The sequence below is a fragment of the Agreia sp. PsM10 genome (assembly GCF_030433855.1).
Taxonomy (GTDB): Bacteria; Actinomycetota; Actinomycetes; order Actinomycetales; family Microbacteriaceae; genus Agreia.
This window is the reverse complement of the sequence record NZ_JARUXC010000017.1, coordinates 41,788-65,387: the sequence shown is the minus strand read 5'-3', so window position 1 is coordinate 65,387 and position 23,600 is coordinate 41,788. Positions and strand designations below refer to the sequence as shown.

Annotated in this window: 19 protein-coding genes; 12 read left to right on the top strand and 7 right to left on the bottom strand. The window is 68.5% G+C overall.

What is annotated here, in order from left to right:
* The first annotated feature begins 33 nt into the window (after window positions 1-33).
* The 9 genes from QCD70_RS16965 (at window position 34) to QCD70_RS16925 (ending at window position 12,819) form a co-directional block, all read left to right on the top strand.
* On the top strand, window positions 34-3,390 hold the full coding sequence (locus QCD70_RS16965; protein WP_301218479.1) for a DEAD/DEAH box helicase: 3,357 nt from the start codon (window positions 34-36) through the stop codon (window positions 3,388-3,390).
* Window positions 3,391-3,568: 178 nt separating this feature from the next.
* Window positions 3,569-4,453 carry a C40 family peptidase gene (locus tag QCD70_RS16960; RefSeq protein ID WP_301218477.1) on the top strand — a complete coding sequence of 295 codons (885 nt, stop codon included), beginning with the start codon at window positions 3,569-3,571 and terminating at the stop codon, window positions 4,451-4,453.
* A gap of 123 nt (window positions 4,454-4,576) precedes the next feature.
* Window positions 4,577-4,951: a hypothetical protein gene (locus QCD70_RS16955; protein ID WP_301218475.1), complete on the top strand. Its 375-nt coding sequence runs from the start codon at window positions 4,577-4,579 to the stop codon at window positions 4,949-4,951.
* Window positions 4,952-5,077: 126 nt separating this feature from the next.
* Window positions 5,078-5,374, top strand: a complete 297-nt coding sequence (locus tag QCD70_RS16950; RefSeq protein ID WP_301218473.1) for a hypothetical protein — start codon at window positions 5,078-5,080, stop codon at window positions 5,372-5,374.
* Between the two features lie 103 nt (window positions 5,375-5,477).
* The gene (locus QCD70_RS16945) at window positions 5,478-6,917 is read left to right on the top strand and encodes a gamma-aminobutyraldehyde dehydrogenase (protein ID WP_301218471.1); all 1,440 of its coding nucleotides are present in this window, start codon (window positions 5,478-5,480) and stop codon (window positions 6,915-6,917) included.
* Window positions 6,918-6,925: 8 nt separating this feature from the next.
* Window positions 6,926-8,266: a 4-aminobutyrate--2-oxoglutarate transaminase gene (gene gabT, locus QCD70_RS16940; RefSeq protein ID WP_301218469.1), complete on the top strand. Its 1,341-nt coding sequence runs from the start codon at window positions 6,926-6,928 to the stop codon at window positions 8,264-8,266.
* Between the two features lie 13 nt (window positions 8,267-8,279).
* Window positions 8,280-10,256, top strand: a complete 1,977-nt coding sequence (locus tag QCD70_RS16935; RefSeq protein WP_301218467.1) for a primary-amine oxidase — start codon at window positions 8,280-8,282, stop codon at window positions 10,254-10,256.
* 79 nt (window positions 10,257-10,335) lie between these two features.
* A complete protein-coding gene (locus tag QCD70_RS16930) occupies window positions 10,336-11,193 on the top strand; it encodes a universal stress protein (RefSeq protein WP_301218465.1) in 858 nt (285 codons plus the stop codon).
* A 27-nt stretch (window positions 11,194-11,220) separates the two neighbouring features.
* Window positions 11,221-12,819: an APC family permease gene (locus QCD70_RS16925; protein WP_301218463.1), complete on the top strand. Its 1,599-nt coding sequence runs from the start codon at window positions 11,221-11,223 to the stop codon at window positions 12,817-12,819.
* Here the strand turns inward: QCD70_RS16925 and QCD70_RS16920 are convergent, their stop codons facing one another.
* The gene (locus tag QCD70_RS16920; RefSeq protein WP_301218461.1) at window positions 12,820-14,292 is read right to left on the bottom strand and encodes a GntR family transcriptional regulator; all 1,473 of its coding nucleotides are present in this window, start codon (window positions 14,290-14,292) and stop codon (window positions 12,820-12,822) included.
* Window positions 14,293-14,398: 106 nt separating this feature from the next.
* Entirely contained in the window at window positions 14,399-15,535 is a 1,137-nt protein-coding gene (locus QCD70_RS16915) for a class I SAM-dependent methyltransferase (protein WP_301218459.1), read from the bottom strand.
* 76 nt (window positions 15,536-15,611) lie between these two features.
* Between QCD70_RS16915 and QCD70_RS16910 the strand changes: the two genes are divergently transcribed.
* Both QCD70_RS16910 and QCD70_RS16905 read left to right on the top strand, forming a co-directional pair.
* Window positions 15,612-16,445, top strand: a complete 834-nt coding sequence (locus QCD70_RS16910; protein WP_301218457.1) for a class I SAM-dependent methyltransferase — start codon at window positions 15,612-15,614, stop codon at window positions 16,443-16,445.
* A gap of 126 nt (window positions 16,446-16,571) precedes the next feature.
* The gene (locus QCD70_RS16905; RefSeq protein WP_301218455.1) at window positions 16,572-17,918 is read left to right on the top strand and encodes a glycosyltransferase family 87 protein; all 1,347 of its coding nucleotides are present in this window, start codon (window positions 16,572-16,574) and stop codon (window positions 17,916-17,918) included.
* Window positions 17,919-17,933: 15 nt separating this feature from the next.
* Here QCD70_RS16905 and QCD70_RS16900 read toward each other — a convergent pair whose 3' ends face one another.
* Window positions 17,934-18,395, bottom strand: coding sequence for a GNAT family N-acetyltransferase (locus QCD70_RS16900; RefSeq protein WP_301218453.1), 462 nt, complete (start codon window positions 18,393-18,395; stop codon window positions 17,934-17,936).
* A gap of 26 nt (window positions 18,396-18,421) precedes the next feature.
* Here QCD70_RS16900 and glpX point away from each other — a divergent pair, with 26 nt between their 5' ends.
* Complete coding sequence (glpX, locus tag QCD70_RS16895) at window positions 18,422-19,300, top strand: class II fructose-bisphosphatase (protein ID WP_301218451.1); 879 nt, start codon at window positions 18,422-18,424, stop codon at window positions 19,298-19,300.
* Window positions 19,301-19,370: 70 nt separating this feature from the next.
* Here glpX and QCD70_RS16890 read toward each other — a convergent pair whose 3' ends face one another.
* From QCD70_RS16890 to dnaK, 4 genes are all read right to left on the bottom strand, one after another.
* Window positions 19,371-19,781, bottom strand: coding sequence for a heat shock protein transcriptional repressor HspR (locus QCD70_RS16890; RefSeq protein ID WP_055926585.1), 411 nt, complete (start codon window positions 19,779-19,781; stop codon window positions 19,371-19,373).
* 49 nt (window positions 19,782-19,830) lie between these two features.
* Window positions 19,831-20,817, bottom strand: coding sequence for a DnaJ C-terminal domain-containing protein (locus QCD70_RS16885; protein ID WP_301218447.1), 987 nt, complete (start codon window positions 20,815-20,817; stop codon window positions 19,831-19,833).
* A 90-nt stretch (window positions 20,818-20,907) separates the two neighbouring features.
* The gene (locus tag QCD70_RS16880; protein ID WP_301218445.1) at window positions 20,908-21,558 is read right to left on the bottom strand and encodes a nucleotide exchange factor GrpE; all 651 of its coding nucleotides are present in this window, start codon (window positions 21,556-21,558) and stop codon (window positions 20,908-20,910) included.
* 2 nt (window positions 21,559-21,560) lie between these two features.
* Window positions 21,561-23,432, bottom strand: coding sequence for a molecular chaperone DnaK (gene dnaK / locus QCD70_RS16875; protein ID WP_301218443.1), 1,872 nt, complete (start codon window positions 23,430-23,432; stop codon window positions 21,561-21,563).
* Window positions 23,433-23,600 lie beyond the last annotated feature (168 nt).

Here is a 23,600-nt window from a genome sequence, read left to right as displayed (position 1 = left end):
TCGGATGTCCGCGGTGCGTGGGAGCATGGACGCATGCCCGAGTCGATCTTTCCGCTCGTCGATGCGACGGAGATCACCCGGCTCGTCGGCCGCAACGCGTTCGAGCGTGGGCAGGCCTACTTCCGCCAGGGCGCCGTGGTCGACGTCTCGTGGAACGCCGACACCCGGGTCGTCAGCGCCTTCGTTCAAGGCAGCGCGCCCGAGCCCTACGCGTGCTCGGTCACCCTCGGCACGACGGGTCGCGGATTCCGTCCGATCTTCAGCATGTGCGACTGCCCCGTCGGCATCGACTGCAAGCACGTGGCCGCCGCGCTCGTCGACACCAACGCGCGCGCCATGAAGCCGCTGGTGGCGTCGCCGGCCCGGCCCGAGGCATCCGTCGCCGCCGACTGGAAGAGCGTTCTCGGCACGGCCGTCGGCATTGTCGGCGCGGGCGCGATCGCCGAGATCGACAGCCCCGGCCAGGTGCCCATGGCCCTGCAGTTCGAGCTGCGCGAGCGGGCGACCCGCACGCACGACCGGTGGCGCGGCCCCACCTCCACGTCGGCGTCGCCCAGATCGTCGCCCGCGGTGGCCGCGACCCGCCGGCTCGGCGTGCGGCCCGTGGTGCGCAGCGCATCCACCGGCGCCTGGGTGCGCAACAACCTCACCTGGGGCACCTTCATGCACCAGGCCAACCGCATGAACCTCGACCCCGCGCAGCACCGCTGGTTCGCCGAGTTCGCGGCCGTGCAGCGCGCGAGCCGGGCCACCTACACGGGTCAAGACCTCGACTGGATCTACCTCGACGAATTCGCCAGCCCCCTGCTCTGGCATCTGCTCGACGAGGCCGAGCGACTCGGCATCGCCCTGGTCGGAGTCAAGAAAGACGCGTCGGTCGCGGTCGCCCGCCGGGCGAGCGTGGGTCTGGATGCCTCGGCCGGCGACTCGGGAGACCTCACGCTGGCCACGTCGATCGACTTCGACGGGGCCGAGGTGGCGGCCGAGTCCGTGGGGCCGATCGGCACGCACGGCCTCTATTCCTATGCGCTCGGTCCGCGGTTCAGCGTGGCCCTCGCTCCCCTCGAATCGCCTCTCGCCGACGAGCAGCGCCGCCTGGTCTTCGACACGGCGTCGCACACGATCGAGGTGCCGAAGAGCGAGGTCTCCGAGTTCCTCGCCGATTACTACCCTCGGCTGCGCCGCCTGCTGCCCGTCACCAGTGCCGACGAGTCCGTCACCCTGCCCGAGCAGGCGAAGGCCACCCTCGTGCTCACGGCCACGTTCGAGCCGAAGGGTCGCCTGCGCATCTCGTGGGCATGGCGTTACGGCGGCGAGCAGTTGCTCCCTCTTCAGTCGACCGGGGCCGACAGGGCGCTGCGTGACGACGCCGCAGAAGATCGCATCCTGTCTCTTCTGTCGCACACCCTCACGGCGCGCGGGTGGGGAGGGGCCGACCCGAGCGTGGCCTTCGCATCGAAGAACGTGTTCGACGGCGTCGACGCCGCCCAGTTCGTGGTCGAGGTCATCGACCAGATCGACGGCCGCGACGACGTGGTGGTCGAGACCGTGGGCACACGGCCCGACTACGTCGAGCTCACCGAGGCGCCCGAGCTCACCGTCACCACGGTCGAGACCGACAAGCGCGATTGGTTCGACCTCGGCATCATGGTCACCGTCGAAGGGCGCACGATCCCGTTCGGGCCGCTCTTCACCGCCCTGTCGAAGGGCAGGAAGAAGCTGAAGCTGGTCGACAACAGCTACCTCTCGCTCGAGCAGCCGGTGTTCGAGAGGCTGCTCGAACTCATCGAAGAGGCGCGCAGCATCGCCGAGTGGGAGACCGACGCCCCGCGCATCAGCCGCTACCAGGCCAGTCTCTGGGCCGACTTCGAAGACCTGGCCGAAGAGACCGTCGAGGCCACGAGCTGGCGCGCGGCCGTGTCGGGGCTCAACGCGGCAGACGGCGTCGACACCGTGGCGGTTCCCGCAACGGTGAAGGCCGAGTTGCGGCCCTACCAGGTCGATGGGTTCTCGTGGCTGGTCTTTCTGCACGCGCACTCGCTGGGCGGCATCCTCGCCGACGACATGGGGCTCGGCAAGACGCTGCAGACGCTCGCGCTCGTCGCGCACGCCCGGCAGCATCCGGTCGCAGCCGACTCCGGAGAGGCGCGCGCCCCGTTCCTCGTGGTGGCGCCGACGTCGGTCGTGTCGAACTGGGTCGCCGAGGCGCAACGGTTCACACCCCACCTCGTCGTGCGCTCCATCAGCGCCACTGAGGCGAAGAGCAAGAAGAAGGTGGCCGCGATCTCGGCCGGCGCCGACATCGTGGTCACGTCGTACGCCCTGTTCCGGCTCGACTTCGCGGCCTACAACTCGGGAGCCTGGGCCGGGCTCATTCTCGACGAGGCGCAGTTCGCCAAGAACCACACCTCGCGCATCCACCAGTGCGCCCGCGACCTCAGGGCTCCGTTCAAGCTGGCGATCACCGGCACGCCGATGGAGAACAACCTCCTCGAGCTGTGGTCTCTCTTCGCCATCACGGCGCCCGGGCTCTTCCCGTCGTCGCGCCGGTTCACCGAGGACTACGTGCGGCCGATCGATCGCGGCGAGAACCCGCAACTGATCGCCCGGCTGCGCCGTCGCATCCGGCCCCTCATGATGAGACGCACCAAGCAGCTCGTCGCACCCGAACTGCCCGAGAAGCAGGAGCAGGAGCTGCAGATCGAGCTCGCTCCGAGTCACCGCAAGCTCTACGACGTGGTACTGCAGCGCGAGCGGCAGAAGCTGCTGGGTCTCATCGACGACCTCGACAAGAACCGCTTCATCGTGTTCCGCTCGATCACCCTGCTGCGCATGCTCAGCCTCGACGCCTCGCTCATCGACGAGAAGTACGCGAACATCCCGTCGTCGAAGCTCGACTCGCTGATGGAGCAGCTCGACGACGTGGTGGCCGAGGGGCATCGCGCGCTCGTCTTCAGCCAGTTCACGACCTTCCTGCAGAAGGCGGCCGCCAGGCTCGACGCGCTCGGGGTGCCCTACGAATACCTCGACGGCTCGTCGCGCCGGCGAAAAGACATCATCGACCGGTTCAAGCAGGGCGAGGCTCCGGTCTTCCTGATCAGCCTCAAGGCCGGCGGATTCGGGCTCAACCTCACCGAGGCCGACTACGTCTTCCTGCTCGACCCCTGGTGGAATCCCGCATCCGAGTCGCAGGCGATCGACCGCACTCACCGCATCGGTCAGACCAAGAACGTGATGGTCTACCGGCTGGTCGCCGAGGGCACGATCGAAGAGAAGGTCATGGCGCTCAAGGCCAAGAAGGCCGAGCTCACCGACGCTGTGCTCGACGACGAGGCCGCGTTCAGCCAGGCCCTCACGGCCGACGACATCCGGGGCCTGCTCGAGGCCTGATGCGCGCGCCCGTGTGAGCGCGCCTCACATTTGCCAGCTTTCGTTCAGGGCACCCCTGTACCGTCGCCCGGGTTGGAATGCACCCCGCCGATCGCACCGTCGATCCGTGCAGGGCCATCCGCACGGGGGGAACCCGAATACCTGCCCGACGCTCTACAGATCCCTGAGGTACTAAAGCATGAGTGGACGTCACTCAGCAGAATCCGCAGCCCTGGCACTCGCCGGGCAGCACCGCTCGACATTCCAGGCCCCCACTCGCGCTGCCCTCGCGGCTGCTGCCCGGGAGTCGCGCACCTACAAGCCGTCGGCCGCCAAACCGAAGAGCCGCGGCATCCGCAATCTCGCGCGAGCCGGCGTCTTCGTCGTCGCGGCGGGCATGGCCAGCGTCACCGCCCTGCCGGCCTACGCGATGATGCCCACGGGCACCAACCCCGTGGCCACCACGGTCAACGCCGGTCAGACCTTCGTCGACGAGGCGGCGCCCGCCACGCAGACCATCGATGTCGATGCCGACAGCCAGGTCACCGCGCTGTCCGCGACCCGCGACTCCTACAACTCCACCGACATGTCGGTGCTGCAAGCCCAGCGCGACGCCGAAGCCGCCGCGGCCCAGGCCGCCGCAGACGCGCTCGCCGCCGCAGCGGCGGCCGTCGAGACCGCATCGACCTCGTCGAGCTCCTCCACCACGTCGACGCCCAAGACCTTCGCCGCACCCCAGGGCGGTTACAGCGGCGAGGCCGTCGTCGCCTACGCCGAGCAGTTCGTGGGCGTCGTCCCCTACGGCTGGGGCGCGGACCCGAACGACAGCTTCGGATGCGACGGGCTGACCCAGTACGTCTACGGCCAGTTCGGCATCTCCTTGCCCCGCGGCGTCGACCACCAGGCGGCGCTCGCCACGCAGATCTCGCAGAGCGAAGCCGTCGCCGGAGACCTCGTGGTCTGGCCCGGCGAGCACATCGGAATCTACGACGGTGCCGGAGGAGTGATCCACTCCCCCGACTTCGGTCGCTACGTCGAGCACGCCCACAGCCTCTGGGGCAGCCCGGTCTTCTACCGCCTGTAACCGCGTCCGGCCGCCGTCGAGCGCGGGTGTTCCCGCTCGGCGCGCCGGCTGAGTCCGCGCGCTCGAGGCGAAGTCCCGCGTTCGGTGCTTGCGGCGGCGCGACGGCGCGGGCATCGTGGTGACGTGACGAATCCCGAGGATGCACCCCTTCGCTTCTCTGCGTCCTACGAGACCCCGCTCGATCCGATCGAGGCACTCGACGTCGTCGCCGCATACGCATACGACCGCCGAGCCCACGTGTTCAACCGAACCGACCGCGTCATTCAGGTGCAACTGGGCTCGGGCGGCTACACGACCGCCCTTCCTTCCTCGTTGCCCATGAACCTCGATGTCGTCGTCACGCTCGAGGACGGCCACCCCACCCTCGTGGAACTGAGCATGGCGAGCGACGAGGGTCCTCTCCGCCGATCGGCGGCCATGACCGCCGCCTACGCAGACCTCGCGGAGGACACGGTCGCGAGGCTCCAGCGGCGCTCCCGGGGAACAACCGTCTCCTGATCAGCGGCGAACGCGTGTGTTCCCGCCCAACGCGGCGGCGGCATCCACGCGCTCGGCACGAACACCCGCGTTCGGCGCTTGCGGCGTTCAAGGGGCGACGAGCGGCGCGGGTGGCATACTCGCTGCGTGCCCTCCTACCGGTTCTCCGCCGCCATCGGCGTGCTCCGCCCCGGCGTCGCCGCGGCGCGACTGCTGCCCGAGCTCACCGACGACGCGCGCACGCTGGCGATCGTCGAGGCGTCCAGCATCGCGGTGGTGCGCGGCGAGGCGCGGGTCGTCATCCGCTTCACCGGCGACGACGACCCGGATGCGCGCAGCATCGCGCTCGGCATCTTCGGGCTGGCGGGCGAACTGGCAGAGCTCGGCTCGCCGGAACTCAGCCGCAGGGTCGGAAATCGATGGATTCCCGTCGCCGAGCGGTGATAACATTCGGAATCGAATCTTTACCGATTCGATCGCCGCGACGGCGCGGGCAGTGCCAGACTGGCCCCAGCCGATCAGGTTGTTCCGCCACTCGACGCAGAGGATGAGATCCGTGTCCACGCCCACGCTCCAGAACTTCATCAACGGCCAGTTCGTCACTCCCGAGGGCTCAGAGCTGCTCGACATCGTGAATCCGGCCACAGGCGAGACCGTGGCGCAGGCGCCCGTCTCCACTGCAGACGATGTCGATGTCGCCATGAAGGCCGCGAAAGCCGCATTCAAGCCCTGGGCACGACTCACGCCGGGCGCCCGGCAGCTCGCGCTGCTGAAGCTCGCCGACGCCATCGAGGCGAACGCCGACTCCCTCGTCGAAGCGCAGCACCGCAACACCGGCCAGCCCCGCGACACGATCCGCACCGACGAGGTCGAGGCCGGCGCCGATCAGATCCGCTTCTTCGCCGGAGCCGCCCGCCTGCTCGAGGGCAAGAGCGCCGGCGAGTACATCGAGGGCACGACCTCCTATGTTCGCCGCGAGCCCATCGGCGTGGTCGGCCAGGTCACCCCGTGGAACTTCCCCTTCCTCATGGCGATCTGGAAGATCGGACCCGCCCTCGCCACCGGCAACACCATCGTGCTGAAGCCCAGCGACACAACCCCGGAGTCCACCCTCGAGCTCGCCCGCATCAGCCAGGGCATCCTGCCCGACGGCGTGCTCAACATCGTGCTCGGCAACGGGGCCACGGGCGCGGCGATCGTCGATCACCCCACCCCCGGCCTGGTCTCGATCACCGGATCGGTGCGCGCGGGCATGGCCGTCGCATCCGGAGCCGCGAAGACCCTCAAGCGTGCCCACCTCGAGCTCGGCGGCAAGGCGCCCGCCGTGGTCTTCGGCGACGTCGACGTGGCCAAGACCGCCGCGGCGATCGCCGACTTCTCGTTCTACAACGCCGGCCAGGACTGCACGGCGATCACCCGCGTGCTGGTGCACGAGTCCATCCACGACGAGCTCGTAGACGCACTGTCGAGCGAAGCCAAAGAGCGCAAGACCGGCAGCGCCGACGACAGCGAGAACTATTTCGGCCCGCTGAACAACATCAACCACTTCACCGACGTGGTGACAAAAGTGGAGTCGCTTCCCGACCACGCCGTCATCACCACGGGCGGCCACCGGGTGGGCGACACCGGCTTCTTCTTCGAGCCGACCGTCGTCACGAACGTGCTGCAGAGCGACGACATCGTTCAGGAGGAGACCTTCGGCCCCGTCATCACGGTGCAGAAGTTCGCGACCGAAGACGAGGCCGTCGAGCTCGCCAACGACGTTCGCTACGCCCTGGCCTCGAGCGTCTGGACGAAGGACCACGCCACCGCGATGCGCGTCTCGCGCGACCTCGACTTCGGGGCCGTGTGGATCAACACCCACATCCTGCTGACGGCAGAGATGCCGCACGGCGGATTCAAGTACTCGGGCTACGGCAAGGACCTGTCGATGTACGGCGTCGAGGACTACACGCGCATCAAGCACGTGATGTCGTCGCTGGAATAGGAACTCCCATGACCATCACGCATCGCCTGCCGCAGGAGCGGCGCATCACGGGCACCTTCCCGGGACCGAAGTCGGCCGCCCTCACCGAGCGCCGCCGCAAGGCCGTCTCGGCGGGCGTCTCGTCTCTCGTTCCGGTCTACGCGGCGGATGCCGATGGCGGGGTCGTCGTCGATGTCGACGGCAACTCGTTCATCGACCTGGGCGCCGGCATCGCGGTCACCAGCGTCGGAGCGTCCAACCCGGCAGTCGCGGCGGCGGTCACCGAGCAGTCCACGCACTTCGCGCACACATGCTTCACGATCACGCCCTACGAGGGCTACGTCGAGGTCGCCGAGCTGCTGGCCGAGCTCACGCCGGGCGACCACGAGAAGCGCTCCGCACTGTTCAACTCCGGTGCCGAGGCGGTCGAGAACGCCATCAAGGTCGCCCGCCTCGCCACGGGTCGCGACGCGGTCGTCGCCTTCGACCACGCCTACCACGGCCGCACGAACCTCACGATGGCGCTCACCGCCAAGGCCATGCCCTACAAGACCAACTTCGGCCCGTTCGCGCCCGAGGTCTACCGCATGCCCATGTCGTACCCGTTCCGCGACGAGGCGGGCCTCTCGGGGGTCGACGCTGCGAACCGCGCCATCCTGGCCATCGAGAAGCAGCTGGGCGGCGACCAGGTCGCTGCCCTGATCATCGAGCCCATCCAGGGCGAGGGCGGCTTCATCGTGCCCGCTCCGGGCTTCCTCCCCACGCTGAGCGCCTGGGCCACGGCCAACGGCGTGGTCTTCATCGCCGACGAGGTGCAGACGGGCTTCGCCCGCACCGGCTCCTGGTTCGCCAGCGACGACGAGGGCATCGTGCCCGACCTCATGACCCTCGCCAAGGGCATCGCGGGCGGGCTTCCCCTGGCGGCCGTCGTCGGTCGCGCCGAGCTGATGGATGCCGTGCACGCCGGCGGCCTGGGAGGCACCTACGGGGGCAACCCGATCGCGTGTGCCGCGGCCGTCGCATCCATCGCCCAGATTCGCGAGCACGACCTGGCCGGCCGCGCGCGCCACATCGAAGACATCGTGGTGCCGCGGCTGCGGGCGCTGGCCGACGCCACCGGCGTGATCGGCGACGTGCGGGGCCGCGGCGCGATGCTCGCCATCGAATTCGTGCGGCCGGGCACCACAGAACCGGATGCCGACATCACGAAACGCGTGGCCGCTGCGGCCCTCGAGGCGGGCGTCATCATCCTCACCTGCGGAACCTACGGAAACGTGATCCGCCTGCTCCCCTCGCTCGTCATCGACGACGCCCTCCTGCTCGAGGGGATCGGCGTGCTCGAAGACGCCGTCCGCTCACAGGTCCGATAGAAGGAAACTCCGCATGACATTCCATCCGCTCGACCCGCTGAACGCCGACGAGTTCCGCGCCGCATCCGCGATTCTGAAACGCGAGAAGGGCGTCGGCCCCGGCTGGCGCTTCGCCTCGATCGAGATGGTCGAGCCGTCGAAGGCGGCCGTGAAGCAGTTCGAGGCCGACGGCACGGTTCCCGAGCGCCGTGCGCGCCTCGTGGTGCTGAACCGCAGCGAGAACGCGACGTACATCGCGGTCGTGTCGCTCGCATCCGACGCTCTGCTGGAATGGACGCACGTGCCCGACGTGCAGGCCAACTTCACCGTCGACGAGTGGGAAGAGGCCGACGCGGCGCTGCGCGCGAACCCCCAGGTCATCGCCGCCCTCGCGAACCGCGGCATCACCGACCTCGAACTCGTCTTCATGGACACGTGGACGTACGGCGCAGCCGTGATCCCCGAGAAGTACAAGGGCCGACGCCTCGGCTGGAGCGACACCTGGGTGAAGTCGCAGCCCGGCGCCAACCCCTACGCCGGCCCGGTCAACGGCTTCCACTGCGTGATCGACGTGAACACCATGGAGCTGCTCGAGATCGAGGACACGTTCACGGTCGAGACGCCGCAGATCATGGGCGAGTACGTGCCGCACCTCATTCCCGAGCGCATCCGCGAGCACTACAAGCGCCCGCCGCTCAAGCCCCTCGACATCGTGCAGCCCGAAGGTCCCAGTTTCTCAGTCGACGGCAACCTCATCGAGTGGCAGAACTGGTCGCTGCGGGTGGGCTTCAACTACCGCGAGGGCATGACCCTGCACTCCATCTCGTACAAAGACGGCGACGAGGTGCGCTCCATCGCGAACCGCCTCTCGTTCTCCGAGATGGTCGTGCCCTACCGCGACCCCAGCGTCGACCACTTCCGCCGCACGGCCTTCGACATCGGCGAGTGGGGCCTCGGCTTCATGACCACATCGCTCGAACTCGGATGCGACTGCCTGGGTGAGATCCGCTACATCGACGCCGTGATGCACGACTCGAAAGGCGAGCCCTACGCGATCCCGAACGCGTTCTGCATCCACGAGGAGGACAACGCGGTTCTGTGGAAGCACGTCGACCACGACGCCGGCGCCGAGGTGCGCCGCATGCGCCGGCTCGTCGTCTCGTTCCATGTGACGGTCGCCAACTACGAGTACCTCGTCTACTGGCGCTTCTATCAAGACGGCAACATCGAGTGCGAGGTGCGCGCCACCGGCATCATGGTGGTCACCCACATCGACGAGGGCCAGGCGCACCCCAACGGAACCCTCGTCGACAACCGCACCTACGCGCCGTTCCACCAGCACTTCATCGTGGCCCGCATGGACCTCGACATCGACGGCACCGAGAACACGGTGTACCGCTCCGAGACGCAGATCGTGCCGATCTCCGACGAGAACCCGCACGGCCTCGCGCTCGTGCAGGCGAACACGCCGATCGAGGTCGAGGGCCACGACGACTTCGACTGGAACACGCAGCGCGCCTGGAAGGTCGTGAACGAGAACAAGCGCAACACCATCGGAAACCAGGTGGCGTACAAGCTGGTTCCGGGCGGAGCCATCCCCTCGTTCTTCGCGCCCGGCTCGGCCGTGCTCGAGCGCGCCCAGGTGATCGGCCACACGGTGTGGGTGACGCCGAACGACGAGAACGAGCGCTGGCCGGCCGGCGAGTTCGTGAACCAGAGCTCGATCGACCACGGCCTGCCCGAATGGATCGAGGCGGAACGCCCCGTGCGCAACACCGACGTCGTGCTCTGGTACGTCTTCGGAATCCACCACATCACCCGCCAGGAGGACTGGCCGATCATGCCGAGCGACACCGTGTCGTTCTGGATGAAGCCGGTCTCGTTCTTCGACCGCAACCCGTCGATCGACGTGGAGCCGAGCACCGGCGCGCACTGCGCACCCGGGCACGACCACGCCGCACACGACCACCACGCGCCGAGCACCGACGGCGGCCTGACCCACGACCACTGATCCACCCGTTCCCTGAGCGTGTCGAAGGGGAGAGATTCCCTTCGACAAGCTCAGGGAACGAAAAGGAAGGAGCACCGAAGTGACCCGCACAGCGAACTACGTCGTGGCATACGAGGCCACCGAGCGAGGCCGCGAGGCCGTCGAGCTCGGCATCGCGCTCGCGCGGCTCACGGAGGCCGAGCTGCGCATCTGCCTCGTGCTGCCGCAGAGCACGGCGGTACCCGCGAAGGTGCCGGCATCGGCGGCCGACTACGAGGGCATCATAGCCCAGCAGGCGCAGTTGTGGCTGGATGAGGCCATCCAGAATGTGCCCGCCGACGTGACGGCCACCATCCACGTGCTGTGGGCCGAGTCGACGTCGGAGGGCCTGATCGAGGCAGCCGAGGCGTTCGACTCCGACCGCATCGTCGTCGGCGCCGCCCGAACGGGAATCCTCAAGCGCTTCTCGATCGGCAGCGTCGCGAACGCCCTGCTGCACGCCTCGCCCGTTCCGGTGGCGCTCGCACCCCGGGGCTACCGAGCACCGGAGCGCATCAGCCGCATCACCTGCGCCATCGGCACCCGTCCGGGCTGGGAGGCCCTGCTCGACTCGATGGTGGCGATCTCCGAGGGCCTCGACGTGGAGCTGCGCTTCGTGACCCTGGTCGAGGTCGGAGCGGGAGACTCCCGCCCGATCTCGAGCGACGAGCACCTGCTGACCGTGCTCGACTACTTCTCCGAGCGGGAGAGGACGGAGGGCATTCTGTCTACCGAGGTCGCCGAGGGCCCGAGCGTCGAGGCCGCGGTCGAGGCGCTCGGATGGCGAGACGACGAGATCGCCTTCGTCGGATCGTCGAGGCTCGCCTCGCCCAGTCGCATCTTCCTCGGCGCCACCGCGAACCGCATGCTGCACTCCCTTCCCGTTCCCCTCATCGTCGTTCCCAACGACGCCGACTAGCGCCTCCTCACCAGAAGGATCGACACCATGGCACGCAAGAACACAGCCCCTTCGACAGGCTCGGGGAACGGGAGTGGGACAGGCTCAGGGAACCCGGGCGACGCGGGAGTCGACTTCATCGACGCGGCGGATGCGAAGACCGGCCTGTCGTCGAAGGGCCTCTCGGCGGGCTCGATCGGCCTGCTCGGAGCCACCGTCATCGGCATCTCCTGCATCGCGCCCGCGTACACGCTCACGGCGTCGCTCGGCCCCACGGCCGCCGCGGTGGGAACGCAGATGCCCGGCATCTTCCTCGTGGGCTTCCTGCCCATGCTGCTCGTGGCCCTCGGCTACCGCGAGCTGAACAACGCCATGCCCGACAGCGGCACGTCGTTCACCTGGGCCACCCGCGCATTCGGGCCCTGGCTCGGCTGGCTGGGGGGATGGGGTCTGATCGTCGCCACGGTGGTGGTGCTCTCGAATCTCGCCGGGGTCGCGGTCGACTTCCTGTATCTGGCGATCGCTCAGATCACCCAGAACCCCGACATCGCCGATCTGGCGGGCAACATCCCCATCAACATCCTCACCTGTCTGGTCTTCATGGTGGGCGCCTGTTACGTGTCGTACCGGGGCATGGAGACGACGAAGTCCCTGCAGTACTGGCTCGTGGGATTCCAGCTCGTGGTGCTCGTCTGGTTCGCCATCGCCGCCATCGTGCACTTCGCCGACGGCTCGGCCTTCGACGCCACGCCCTTCAGCCTCGACTGGTTCAACCCGTTCGGCGTTCCCTCGTTCTCGGCCTTCGCCGCGGGCGTCTCGCTCTCGATCTTCATCTTCTGGGGCTGGGACGTGACCCTCACGATGAACGAGGAGACCAAGAACCCGAAGACCACGCCCGGGCGGGCCGCCACCCTGACCGTGGCGATCATCTTCGTGCTCTACATCCTCGTCGCCGTCGCGTCGCTGATGTTCTCGGGCATCGGAACGGGCGAGCTCGGACTCGGCAACGAGGACATCTCGGGCAACGTCTTCGCGGCGCTGGCCGGCCCGATCATGGGACCCTTCGCCATCCTGCTGTCTCTGGCCGTGCTCTCGAGCTCGGCCGCGTCGCTGCAGTCGACCTTCGTGGGCCCGGCGCGAACGATGCTCGCCATGGGCCACTACCAGGCGTTCCCCAAGCGCTTCGCGTCGATCAGCCCGCGCTTCAAGTCGCCGGGCTTCGCCACGATCATCGCCGGCGTCGTGGCATGGGGCTTCTACGCGGTGATGCGGGTGCTGTCGAACGACGTGCTCACCGACACGATCCTCACCCTCGGCATGATGATCTGCTTCTACTACGGGGTCACCGCGCTGGCCTGCGTCTGGTACTTCCGCAAAGAGGCCTTCTCGAGCGCGCGGTCGTTCTTCTTCAAGTTCCTCGCCCCGCTCGTCGGCGGCATCATCCTCGCGGTCATCTTCGTGACCACCCTCATCGACTCGATGAACCCCGACTACGGCAGCGGATCGAACATCGGCGGCCTCGGACTCGTCTTCATCCTGGGCGCGTTCCTGCTGCTCGCGGGCGTCGTGCTCATGTTCGTGATGCGCGCGGTGAACCCCGCGTTCTTCACCGGACAGACCCTGAAGCGCGGAACCTCGACCGACTGATCAGTGCCGCACGAGTGCGAGGGGCAGCGTTCCGCAGGCGACGCGCTCCCCGCCGTCGGCAAGCAACGTGCCCGCCGCGATCGTCGGGTCGGTCGACAGCACGACCCTCGATGCCGCGTTCACCAGCGTGACGCGCTCGCCGAGCCGGGCGAATGCCGGCAGGAACCGGGCCTCGAGGGCCGACACCGTCACATCCACCCCCGCGACGCCGGGCTGCGCGCCCGACGCGTCGAGCACGGGCATCGTGAGGGTCAGGATGAACTCGTCGGTGCAGAGGTAGTCGACGTAGGGGCCGGTCACGTGGCTCGCCTCGCCCGACGCCACACCGCGCCACCACTCGAGCCGGGTGTAGTCACGGAAGAACTCGGACTCCGGGTCTTCGACCACGGCCAGCTGGCGGGGCGGGAGCCGCTGCACGAGCGGGTCTCCCGCCTGGCGCACCCACCAGGCGAGGTGCCAGGCCGCGTCGTCGACGAACCCCGGCGTCGCGACGAAGCCTGCCCCGATCACGAGCTGGGCGCCGGCGCTCAGCTCGGCCTCCGCGAGGGCGCGCACGCTGTCGTCGAGGGCGGCCCGGGTGATCGGATGCGCGAGGCCCGCCAGGGTGGTCGCGAACGCGTCGCGGGCCCGGCCGAGCGCCTCGAAGACGGTGTCGAGCGTGTCGACGACGAGGGATGCGCAGTCGTCGAGCGTGAGGATCGCGCGAGGGGCGGCATCGGTGGATACCGCGTGCGCGTGCGCGTCGGAGATGGAGATCGCGCCGGCGGCCAGTGCCGAGAGCTGCTCGTCGACGATCGCCCGCGCCCGAGCGCCATCACGCCGGGCGAGCGCGTCGACCAGCGCGAGCTGCGCGTCGCGAACCGTGTCGCGCAGGGCCTGCTCGCGTATGCCGAACCACAGGAGAGGACCGAACTCGGCCTGCAGACGCAGCTCCTCGGCCACGAGCCGGGGCGACTGGGCGGCCGCTGCGACCTCGACGCGGAAGAGGGCCTCGCCCCGACGGGCGGACACCTCGTCGCCGAAGTCGATCGACTCGGTGATGGAGCGCAGGCTGGCGAGGTCCGAGCTCGTGGCACGGGTGGCCGCCGTGGCCGCGACGGAGCCGCTGATCGCACCGAGCTGCAGGGCGAGGTCGTGCAGCTGAGCCCTCGAGAAGCGCGAGAGGCGGGCCGCGAGGAGCTCGCGCTGACCCTCCGCGCTCGAGGTGATGAAACTGCCGCCGTCCCGTCCGCGGGTCGTGCGCACGAGCCCCTGGCCGCGCAGCGCATCGAGGGCCTCGCGCACGGTCGACACGGCCACGCCGAACTGCCGCGCCAGCTCCGTCTCCCGGGGCAGACGCTCGCCGTGCCCGACGAGACCGAGCACGATGGCCTCGCGCATCCGCTGCTCGACCTGCTCGCTGCGGCCGGGGCCGGCGAGCGGCGCGAACACGGCCGAGCGGGCCTCTGCGGTGAGGCCGAGCGAACGCGACATCTGGCCTCCCGGAGCTGGATTCGACGCTATCACCCGGTGGTCTCGACGCGCTCGTTCCTCGCTACTCGACCGGCGCAAGGTTCCCTGAGCCTTGCCTGCGGGCGGGTCAGCGCCTCGTGCTGCGCGTCACCGTGAACTTCGCGTTCTGCCCGACCACGTCGGTCGGTCCCACGATCTTGCGCAGGGTCGCTGCGTGCGAGAGCGAGCTGTTGAACACGGTCCAGAGCTCGCCGCCCGACTCCAGCACACGCGCCGCGTCGCGGAACAGCCCGAGGGCGGCGTCCGCATGCACGGCCGCGCCCACGTGGAACGGCGGGTTGCACAGGATCAGCCCGGCCGACGCATCCGGCTGCGAGCGCAGCGCGTCGTCGCGAACGACCTCGACTCGGTCCTCGAGACCATTGAGCCGCATCGTCTCGCGCGCGGATGCGATGGCCGACGACGATTGGTCGCTCGCGATCACGCGTGCCTCGGGCCGGGCCCGGGCGATCTCGGCGGCGAGAACGCCGGTGCCGCATCCGAGATCGATGGCCGCATCGGGGTGCGCCGCCATCTGCGGAATGAACGACAGCAGAAAGCGGGTGCCGATGTCGAGCTTCGTGCCCGCGAAGGCGGTGCCCTGGGCGGCGACCCAGAGCTGGATATCGTCGTGGAACTCGGTGCGCATCGCGGCGGCGTCGGAGTCGGACTGGGCGTCGGCCCGCGGCGCGGAGGCCACGAGCACGCGCGACTTCTGCCGCGCCAGGCTCACGCGCAGCTCGGAGAAGTGCGCGGTGAGCACGTCGTTCATGCTCGTCGAGAGGTGCTTGATGCGTCCGCCCGCGAACACCACGACCGACGGATGCGCGTGGCGGGCGATGAGCGCGGCCGCCTGCTCGAGCGCGGCGAGTGTACGCGGCAGCTGCATGAGCACCACGGTCGCCCCCTCGACGAGCGAGGCCTCGAACGGCATCGACTCGTACGAGTCGGCGAGCCCTGTGCGGTCGGCATTGCGGGCCAGGGCCCGCTCGCCCGTCAGGGCGTCCTGCTGAACCCGGATGCGCGTGGCCCCGTGCAGCCCGGCCGCGCCGAGCGTCAGCGCCCCGTAGCGATCGCCCAGCACGGCGACCTCCCCGGGAGCGGCCGCGGCCAGCGCATCCGCCGCCTCATCGAGGATCAGCCTGTCGCTGGCATCGACCGCGAACAGATTGGGGGCCTCGACGTCGGGAAAGCGGCGGAGGTCGTCGAACGAGAAATCGGGCATCCCCCCATCCTGACAGGGATGCGCCCCGACTGATATTCTGGCGGGCTGCCCGGAGGGCGGCAGGAAGAGGCCGACGATGACCGACTATCTGAACGCGAACCGCGACAACTGGAACGACAGGGCGTCCGCGCACGCCACCCGCACCGGAGTGGGCTACCAGGTTCAGCGGTACATCGACGATCGGAAGCTCATCTCCGACGTCGTGAGGTTCGACCTCGACCGACTCGGGCCCGTCGAGGGGCTGCGCACCGTGCACCTGCAGTGCCACATCGGCACCGACACGCTCTCGCTCGCCCGCCTCGGCGCCCGTGTCACGGGGCTCGACTTCTCGCCCGTCGCGCTCGACGAGGCACGCCGGCTCGTGGCCGAGACCGGCGACGACGTCGAGTTCGTCGAGGCGGATGTCTTCTCGGCGCTGTCGGTACTCGAACCGCAGAGCTTCGACCTCGTCTACACGGGGATCGGCGCTCTGTGCTGGCTGCCCAGTGTGGAGCGCTGGGCGGCGGTCGTCGCGGGCCTGCTGAAACCGGGCGGCCGACTCTTCATCCGCGAGGGCCACCCCATCCTGTGGACCATGGACGAGCGCCTCACAGACGACCTGCACCTGCGCTTCCCCTACTTCGAGCAGAAGGATCCACTCGAGTGGAACGACGATGCCAGCTATGTCGAGACCGACCAGCCCATCACCGCGACCACGACCTACGAGTGGAACCACGGCGTCGGCGAGATCGTCACCGCCCTCCTCGACGCCGGGCTCAGGCTCACGATGCTCGTCGAACACGACAGCGTGCCGTGGCGAGCGTTGCCGGGCCAGATGCTGCTGCGTCCGAACGGCGAGTTCGCCCTCGATGCCCTCGCGGGCGTGGCGCCGCTCAGCTACACGATCCAGGCGGTCAGACCGACAGCGTGAGTCGTGAATCACGTCGTGCGCCTCACACGACATCCGGCGGGATTCCGGTGTCCGCGAATCGACGGTCAGGTAACGGCAAGGTGAATCCCTGCTCGCTCGCAGGCATTCGACACTACGGTCGCAAGAGTGGCGACAACCGATACAGCGATCCAAGGCCTGGCACCGCAGGGCATCTACGACCGATTCATCCGACCCGCACTGCCAGAACCTGAGGTCTTCGAGAAGCCGCGCAACCTGCTCTGGGGCTTCGTCGGAATCCATGTCGTCTACCTGCTCGGCCTGCTGCCCAACATCGTCGCCGGAACCGTCGAGGGCGACCTGCCGCTGTACCGCCGCTGGGCCATCGCCGCCGAGAGCTTCGGTCAATGGCCGGGCATCCACTTCGAGTGGGTCTACCCGATCGGGGCGATCCTGCCGATCGCCATCTCGAACATCGCGGGCCCCCAGTTCTACCAGCTGCTCTGGTTCGTGCTCATCGCCTCGCTGAATGCGGCATCGATCCTGGTTCTCTCCAACCGCGGTCGCTCCCGCCGCGGAGTCCTGGCCTCGTGGTGGTGGCTCGGAATCCTCACACTCCTGAGCCCGGTGGCGCTGCTTCGTCTCGAGGGCATCACCGCTCCCCTGGTGATCATCGCCCTCGTTCTGATCGCGCGACGGCCGATCGTCGCATCCGTTCTTCTGGCCCTCGCCACCTGGATCAAGGTGTGGCCCGCCGCGATCTTCCTGGCCATCGTCGGTGCGTTCCCACGCCGCCGCATCGCGGTCGCGACCGGTGCCATGTTCTCGGTGGGGGTCGCCGCCATCGTGTGGGCCCTCGGCGGGCTGCACTACCTTCTCGGCTTCGCGCAGATGCAGACCTCGCGCGGCCTTCAGCTCGAGGCGCCCGTCACCACGCCGTGGCTCTGGCTCGCTATTCTCAACAGGCCGGGCAGCCACATCATCAACAACACCGAGATCGCCACCCGCGAGGTCGTCGGCCCCTACGACCACATCGCCGTCTCGCTGATGACACCGGTCATGGCCCTGGCCGTCGTCGGCGTGCTGGCGCTCGTGGTGTGGGCCAAGCACCGTGGTGCGCAGACCCAGAGGCTGCTGCTCGTCGCCTCACTCGCGCTCGCCACCACGGTGGTCGTGTTCAACAAGGTGGGCTCCCCCCAGTACATGCTCTGGCTGGCCCCGATCATCGCCGTGGGAATCACGCACGGATGGCGCGCCTGGAGAACACCCGCGCTGCTCATGGTGGCCATCTCGGTGCTCACCACGTTCGTGTTCCCTATCCTCTACATGCCGCTCATCGCGGGAGATCCCGGAGTGGCGCTGCTGCTCACGGCCCGGAACGTGCTGCTCGTGGTGCTGCTCGGCTGGGCCGTGCGCGAACTCGTGTCGCTCGGTGCACGCGCGGCCGGCGCGGAGCCCCGCTTCGAGCGACGGGCCCGCGAGCGCGAGCAGCGCCGGGCGGGCCTCGTCGCATAGACGGCGCCGGAGCGCCTAGATGCGGCGCTCGTAGCAGAGCGACTCTGCGGCTCCCGCGTAGGCGCCGAAGTTCGGAATGAGCGTGTACCCCTCGCGTTCGTAGAAGCGAACGGCGTCCGGCTGCGCCGTTCCCGTCTCGAGCCGCAGGGTGCTCCAGCCGCGGCTGCGAGCCCGCTCTTCGAGCGCGTGCAGCACCGCGACCGACACACCCGTGCCGCGCGCATCCGGAGTCACGAACATGCGCTTGATCTCGGCGCTGGCGTCGTCGAGCTGTCGCAGGCCGCCGCATCCCACGGGTCTTCCCGCGTCGTCGTAAGCGACGACGAAGACCGGCACATCGGATGCCGACGGCTTGGTTCCCGGCTCGGTGTCACCGCCGTAGCGCGCGTCGATCTCGACGCGCTGCGCGGCCCGCAACGCCTCGGAATCGGGGTGGTCGAATGCTGTGTCTCGGATCTCGATCGATGCAGTGCTCACGGGCGACAACGCTACCCTTTTCAGTCATGCCCCTCCCGACGCCGCCCCTCGCTCCGACCACGGTCGTGGGGGCCCACAACTATCCGGCCGATCTCGTGGCCGCCATCGTGCGCGCGACCGAGGCCGCGGCATCCGCGTGCCTGCCCCTCGTGGGGTCGGGCGACAAGAACGGCGCCGACGAGCTGGCCGTCGCGGCGATGCGGGATGCCCTGGGCCGGGCCCCGTTCGACGGCACGGTCGTGATCGGCGAGGGAGAGAAGGACGAGGCGCCGATGCTCGCGAACGGCGAGCGGCTGGGCACGGGCTCGGGGCCCGCGTGCGATGTCGCCGTCGACCCGCTCGACGGAACGCGACTCGCGGCGGAGAACCTTCCGGGGGCGGTGGCCGTGATCGCGCTCGCACCGCGCGGAAGCATGTTCGACCCGCGCGACGTGTTCTACATGCAGAAGCTCATCGCCGGGGCGGCGGGGGTCGGGGGGCTCGACGTGCTCGCGCCGCCCACGCAGAACGCGACGCGGCTCGCCGGCGCTCTCGGCAAGCCGATCGGCGAGCTCGTCGTCGGGGTTCTCGACAAGCCGCGGCACGCATCCCTCGTCGCCGAGCTGCGCGGGCTCGGCGTGCGCGTGCACCTGGTGGGTGAGGGCGACGTGTCGATCGCGATCGCGGCGGCCACGCCCGGCTCGGGCGTCGACGCCGTCATGGGAACGGGCGGCACTCCGGAGGGGATCATCGCGGCGTGCGCCGTGCGCTCGTTGGGCGGGTTCATGCAGGGGCGCATGGATCCGCGGTCGGAGTCGCAGCGGGCGGCCGCGATCGCGGCGGGCCACGACCTGAACCGGGTCTTCACCCTCGACGAGCTGGTCGCGAGCGACCGCGTTCTCTTCGTGTCGACGCCTGTCACCTGAACAGCAGGTACCCGCGCGGACAAGGGGTACCGACGCACCGGGCACTACTGACCGCAGGGGTACCCACTGGTCAGTCGGTGGGGCGCCAGATCACGACCTCGGTGCGGCGGGCCGTGCGCGTTCCATGCTTGAGCGACACCACGTCGCCCTGCACGTCAGCCGCGAAGACGCGGCGGTTCGGGCGGTTGAGCAGTTCGTCGGCGAGTGCGCTCTCGAGCTCGCGAACGCGGCCGGTGAGGGCGCTCACCTGATTCTCGAGGGTCAGGATGCGGGCGATGCCCTCGAGGCTCACGCCCTCCGCCGAGAGACGTGCGACCTCGCGCAGCTGCACCACGTTGCGCATCGAGTAACGACGCGACTTGCCCGCCGTGCGGGTGGGACTCACGAGCCCGATGCGGTCGTACTGGCGCAGGGTCTGCGGATGCATGCCGGCCAGTTCGGCGGCCATGGCGATCGCGAACATCGGTGAGTTCTCGTCCATGGCCTGCCTTTCTGTCTGGCTCGTGCGGAGTAATCAGGGTGCGGGAGGGCTACTCGTGCGCCTTGGAGAGCAGCTCGAGGCGCGGGTTCTCCTGCGGCTCGACCGCGTGGAACGCCTCGAGCGCCTCGCGGGCCTCGGGGCTGAGGTGCGCGGGAACCGCGACCTGCACCACGGCGAGCAGGTCGCCGGTGCCCTTCGACGTCTCGACGCCGCGGCCCTTGACCCGCAGCACGCGCCCAGAGGGTGTGCCGGGAGCGACCTTGAGCTTGACGGGATCGCCGCCGAGGGTCGGAACCTCGATCGTCGCTCCGAGCGTCGCCTCGACGAAGGTCACGGGAACGTTCACGCGCAGGTTCAACCCGTCGCGTTCGAATACGGGGTGTTTGCGCACGGTCACGGTCAAGACGATATCGCCTGGCTCGCCCCCATCGGGACTGGCCTCACCCTTGCCGCGCAATTTGATCTTCTGACCGTCGGAGACGCCGGCCGGAATCTTCACGGTGATCGGGCGACCGTCTGCGGTCTGCAGCTTGATCGTGTCGCCCTTGGTGGCCGTGAGGAAGTCGATGGTGGCGCGGGCCGTGACGTCGCGGCCACGAGTCGGTCCGCCGAACCCGCGGAAGCCTCCGGACGAGCCGCCGAAGAGGCCTCCCAGGAGGTCGTCGTACTGGCTGCCGGCACCGGGCTGGGTGTAGGTGTACTGCTGGCCTCCGCGGCCGCCCCCGCCGCCGCCGAACATGCCGCCGAAGACGTCTTCGAAGCCGCCGCCCTGCTGGCCGGGAGCCTGGAATCGGGCCCCTGAGCCCATGGCGCGGATCTGGTCGTACTCCTTGCGCTGTTCAGGGTCGGACAGCACCGAGTTGGCCTCGGAGATCTCTTTGAACTTGGCCTCGGCTTTGGGATCGCCGGGGTTGGAGTCGGGGTGGTACTGACGCGCGAGCTTGCGATACGTCTTCTTGAGCTCGGCCTCGGAGATGTCCTTCGAGACGCCAAGCACCTTGTAGAAGTCCTTGTCGAACCAATCCTGGCTGGCCATTTTTTCCTTGTTGATCAGTGGTGCCCCTCGACAGGCTCGGCGAACGGTTCGTTCCCCGAGCCTGTCAAAGGGGCTCTACCAGGTTGTGTCTTAAGCGCTGACCGGAGTCGAGACGACGACCTTGGCCGCACGCAGAAGCGTGGAGCCGAGGTAGTAGCCCGTCTCGACGACGTCGGCGACCGTCTCGACCTCGACATCGGCCGACGGCTGCTGGAAGATCGCCTCGTGCAGCTGCGGGTCGAATGCATCGCCCGCGGCTCCGAACGGCTTCAGTCCCAGACGCTCGGTGCCGCCGCGCAGCTTCTGCGCGATGGATGCGAACGGGCCGTCTCCGAGGTCGCCGTGCTTCTCAGCGCGGTCGAGATCGTCGAGCACCGGCAGCAGAACCTTCACGACCTCGCCGACGGTGCGCTCCCGCTCGACCTCGCGGTTCGCCTCGGTGCGCTTGCGGTAGTTCGCGTATTCCGCGGTGACGCGCTGCAGATCGGCGAGCCGTTCTGCGGCGAGCACCTCGTCTGAGGCAGTCGACGACGACGCACTGGAGGCGTCTTCGAGAAAGCTCAGGTCGGCGTCGCTCAGAGAGGTCTCGACATCGGGGCCTTCGGCCTCGATGAAGGTCGCGTCCTCGGTGGCACCATCGACGGGCTGGCCGGAGTCGCTCCCCGAGCCTGTCGAGGGGTCTGTCGCCGAAGCCGGTTCCTCCCCTTCGACAGGCTCAGGGAACGAGTTCTGGTCGGTCATGGTTACTTGTCCTTCGTGGGCTCGTCGTCTTCGACAACCTCGGCATCAACCACGTCTTCGTCAGACGCGGCGTCCTGAGGTGCGTCGGTCGGCGCATCGCCTTCGGCGGCTGCATCGGCCTGGCTCGAGGCGTAGATGGCCTCGCCCAGCTTGCCCTGGCTCTCGTTGAGCTTGTCGAACGCGACCTTCACGGCCTCGTCGTTGTCTTCTCCGGCGAGTGCCGTCTTCAGCTCGTCGACGTCGGCCTGGACCGAGGTCTTGACGTCTTCGGGCAGCTTGTCCTCGTTCTCCTTGATGAGCTTGTCGATCGAGTAGGCGAGCTGCTCGGCGTTGTTGCGCACCTCGGCGGCCTCACGACGCTTCTTGTCCTCAGCGGCGTGCTCCTCGCCCTCGCGCACCATGCGGGCGATGTCCTCCTTCGAGAGGCTCGATCCACCCGTGATGGTCATCGACTGCTCCTTGCCGGTGCCCTTGTCCTTCGCGGACACGTGCACGATGCCGTTGGCGTCGATGTCGAAGGTGACCTCGACCTGCGGGATGCCGCGCGGGGCCGGCGCGATGCCGGTCAGCTCGAACGTTCCGAGGTTCTTGTTGTCGCGGGTGAACTGGCGCTCGCCCTGGAAGACCTGGATCGCGACGGACGGCTGGTTGTCGTCTGCCGTGGTGAAGGTCTCGCTGCGCTTGGTCGGGATGGCCGTGTTGCGCTCGATGAGCGTGGTCATCATGCCGCCCTTGGTCTCGATGCCGAGGCTCAGGGGGGTGACGTCGATGAGCAGAACGTCTTTGCGCTCGCCCTTCAGCACACCGGCCTGCAGGGCGGCGCCGACGGCGACGACCTCATCGGGGTTGACGCCCTTGTTGGGCTCCTTGCCGCCCGTGAGCTTCTTGACGAGCTCGACGACGGCGGGCATGCGGGTCGATCCACCGACGAGCACCACGTGGGCGATGTCGTTGACCGAGACGCCGGCCTCGCGGATGACGTCTTCGAACGGCTTCTTGGTGCGGTCGAGGAGGTCGGAGGTGAGCTCTTCGAACTTGGCGCGGCTGAGCGTCTCGTCGAGGTTGGCGGGGCCGTTCTCGGTGAGCGACAGGTACGGCAGCTGGATGCTGGTCGAGGTCGACGACGAGAGTTCCTTCTTCGCCTGCTCCGCGGCCTCCTTGAGGCGCTGCTTGGCGATCTTGTCGCCGGAGACGTCGACGCCCGTGGCGTCCTTGAAGCGCTTGATCAGGTAGTCGACGACGCGCTGGTCCCAGTCGTCTCCACCGAGGCGGTTGTCACCGGAGGTGGAGCGCACCTGGATGGTCGAGAAGTCGTCGTCCTTTCCGACTTCGAGGAGCGACACGTCGAACGTTCCGCCACCGAGGTCGAAGACCAGGATGAGCTCGTCTTCCTTGCCCTTGTCGAGGCCGTAGGCGAGGGCGGCCGCGGTGGGCTCGTTGATGATGCGCAGAACGTTGAGGCCCGCGATCTCACCGGCCTCCTTGGTGGCCTGGCGCTCGGCGTCGTTGAAGTAGGCCGGAACCGTGATGACCGCGTCGGTGACGGTGTCGCCCAGGTAGGACTCGGCGTCGCGCTTGAGCTTGGCGAGGATTCGAGCCGACAGCTCCTGCGGGGTGTACGGCTTGCCGTCGATGTCGACGGTCCAGTTGGTGCCGATGTGACGCTTCACCGAGGAGATGGTGCGGTCGACGTTGGTGACGGCCTGGCGCTTGGCGGTCTCGCCGACGAGAACCTCTCCGTCTTTGGTGAATGCGACCACCGAAGGGGTCGTGCGGAAGCCTTCCGCATTGGCGATGACGGTGGGTTCTCCACCTTCGAGGACCGCGACCACCGAGTTGGTGGTACCGAGGTCGATTCCTACTGCACGAGCCATGTGAGTGATATCTCCTTGTTTTGCTGGCGGGACCGACGTTCTCACTTCAAGAATGTCTAAGTTCTCACAAGGGTTGAGCCTTGTTGACTCAAGCTTGCCAGCGAGCGAAATCCCTGTCAAGTCCTCACAGCTAAAGTTGAGCTAGCACGACTCAACTTTGAACGACGG

Excerpts from the sequence above, each read along its gene's own strand:
- QCD70_RS16935 (WP_301218467.1), top strand. The coding sequence starts at position 8,280 with ATGACATTCCATCCGCTCGACCCGCTGAACGCCGACGAGTTCCGCGCC.
- QCD70_RS16925 (WP_301218463.1), top strand. The coding sequence starts at position 11,221 with ATGGCACGCAAGAACACAGCCCCTTCGACAGGCTCGGGGAACGGGAGT.
- QCD70_RS16885 (WP_301218447.1), bottom strand. The coding sequence starts at position 20,817 with ATGGCCAGCCAGGATTGGTTCGACAAGGACTTCTACAAGGTGCTTGGC.
- dnaK (WP_301218443.1), bottom strand. The coding sequence starts at position 23,432 with ATGGCTCGTGCAGTAGGAATCGACCTCGGTACCACCAACTCGGTGGTC.
- QCD70_RS16920 (WP_301218461.1), bottom strand. The coding sequence starts at position 14,292 with ATGTCGCGTTCGCTCGGCCTCACCGCAGAGGCCCGCTCGGCCGTGTTC.
- QCD70_RS16960 (WP_301218477.1), top strand. The coding sequence starts at position 3,569 with ATGAGTGGACGTCACTCAGCAGAATCCGCAGCCCTGGCACTCGCCGGG.
- gabT (WP_301218469.1), top strand. The coding sequence starts at position 6,926 with ATGACCATCACGCATCGCCTGCCGCAGGAGCGGCGCATCACGGGCACC.
- QCD70_RS16965 (WP_301218479.1), top strand. The coding sequence starts at position 34 with ATGCCCGAGTCGATCTTTCCGCTCGTCGATGCGACGGAGATCACCCGG.
- QCD70_RS16880 (WP_301218445.1), bottom strand. The coding sequence starts at position 21,558 with ATGACCGACCAGAACTCGTTCCCTGAGCCTGTCGAAGGGGAGGAACCG.
- glpX (WP_301218451.1), top strand. The coding sequence starts at position 18,422 with ATGCCCCTCCCGACGCCGCCCCTCGCTCCGACCACGGTCGTGGGGGCC.
- QCD70_RS16910 (WP_301218457.1), top strand. The coding sequence starts at position 15,612 with ATGACCGACTATCTGAACGCGAACCGCGACAACTGGAACGACAGGGCG.
- QCD70_RS16890 (WP_055926585.1), bottom strand. The coding sequence starts at position 19,781 with ATGGACGAGAACTCACCGATGTTCGCGATCGCCATGGCCGCCGAACTG.
- QCD70_RS16945 (WP_301218471.1), top strand. The coding sequence starts at position 5,478 with ATGAGATCCGTGTCCACGCCCACGCTCCAGAACTTCATCAACGGCCAG.
- QCD70_RS16915 (WP_301218459.1), bottom strand. The coding sequence starts at position 15,535 with ATGCCCGATTTCTCGTTCGACGACCTCCGCCGCTTTCCCGACGTCGAG.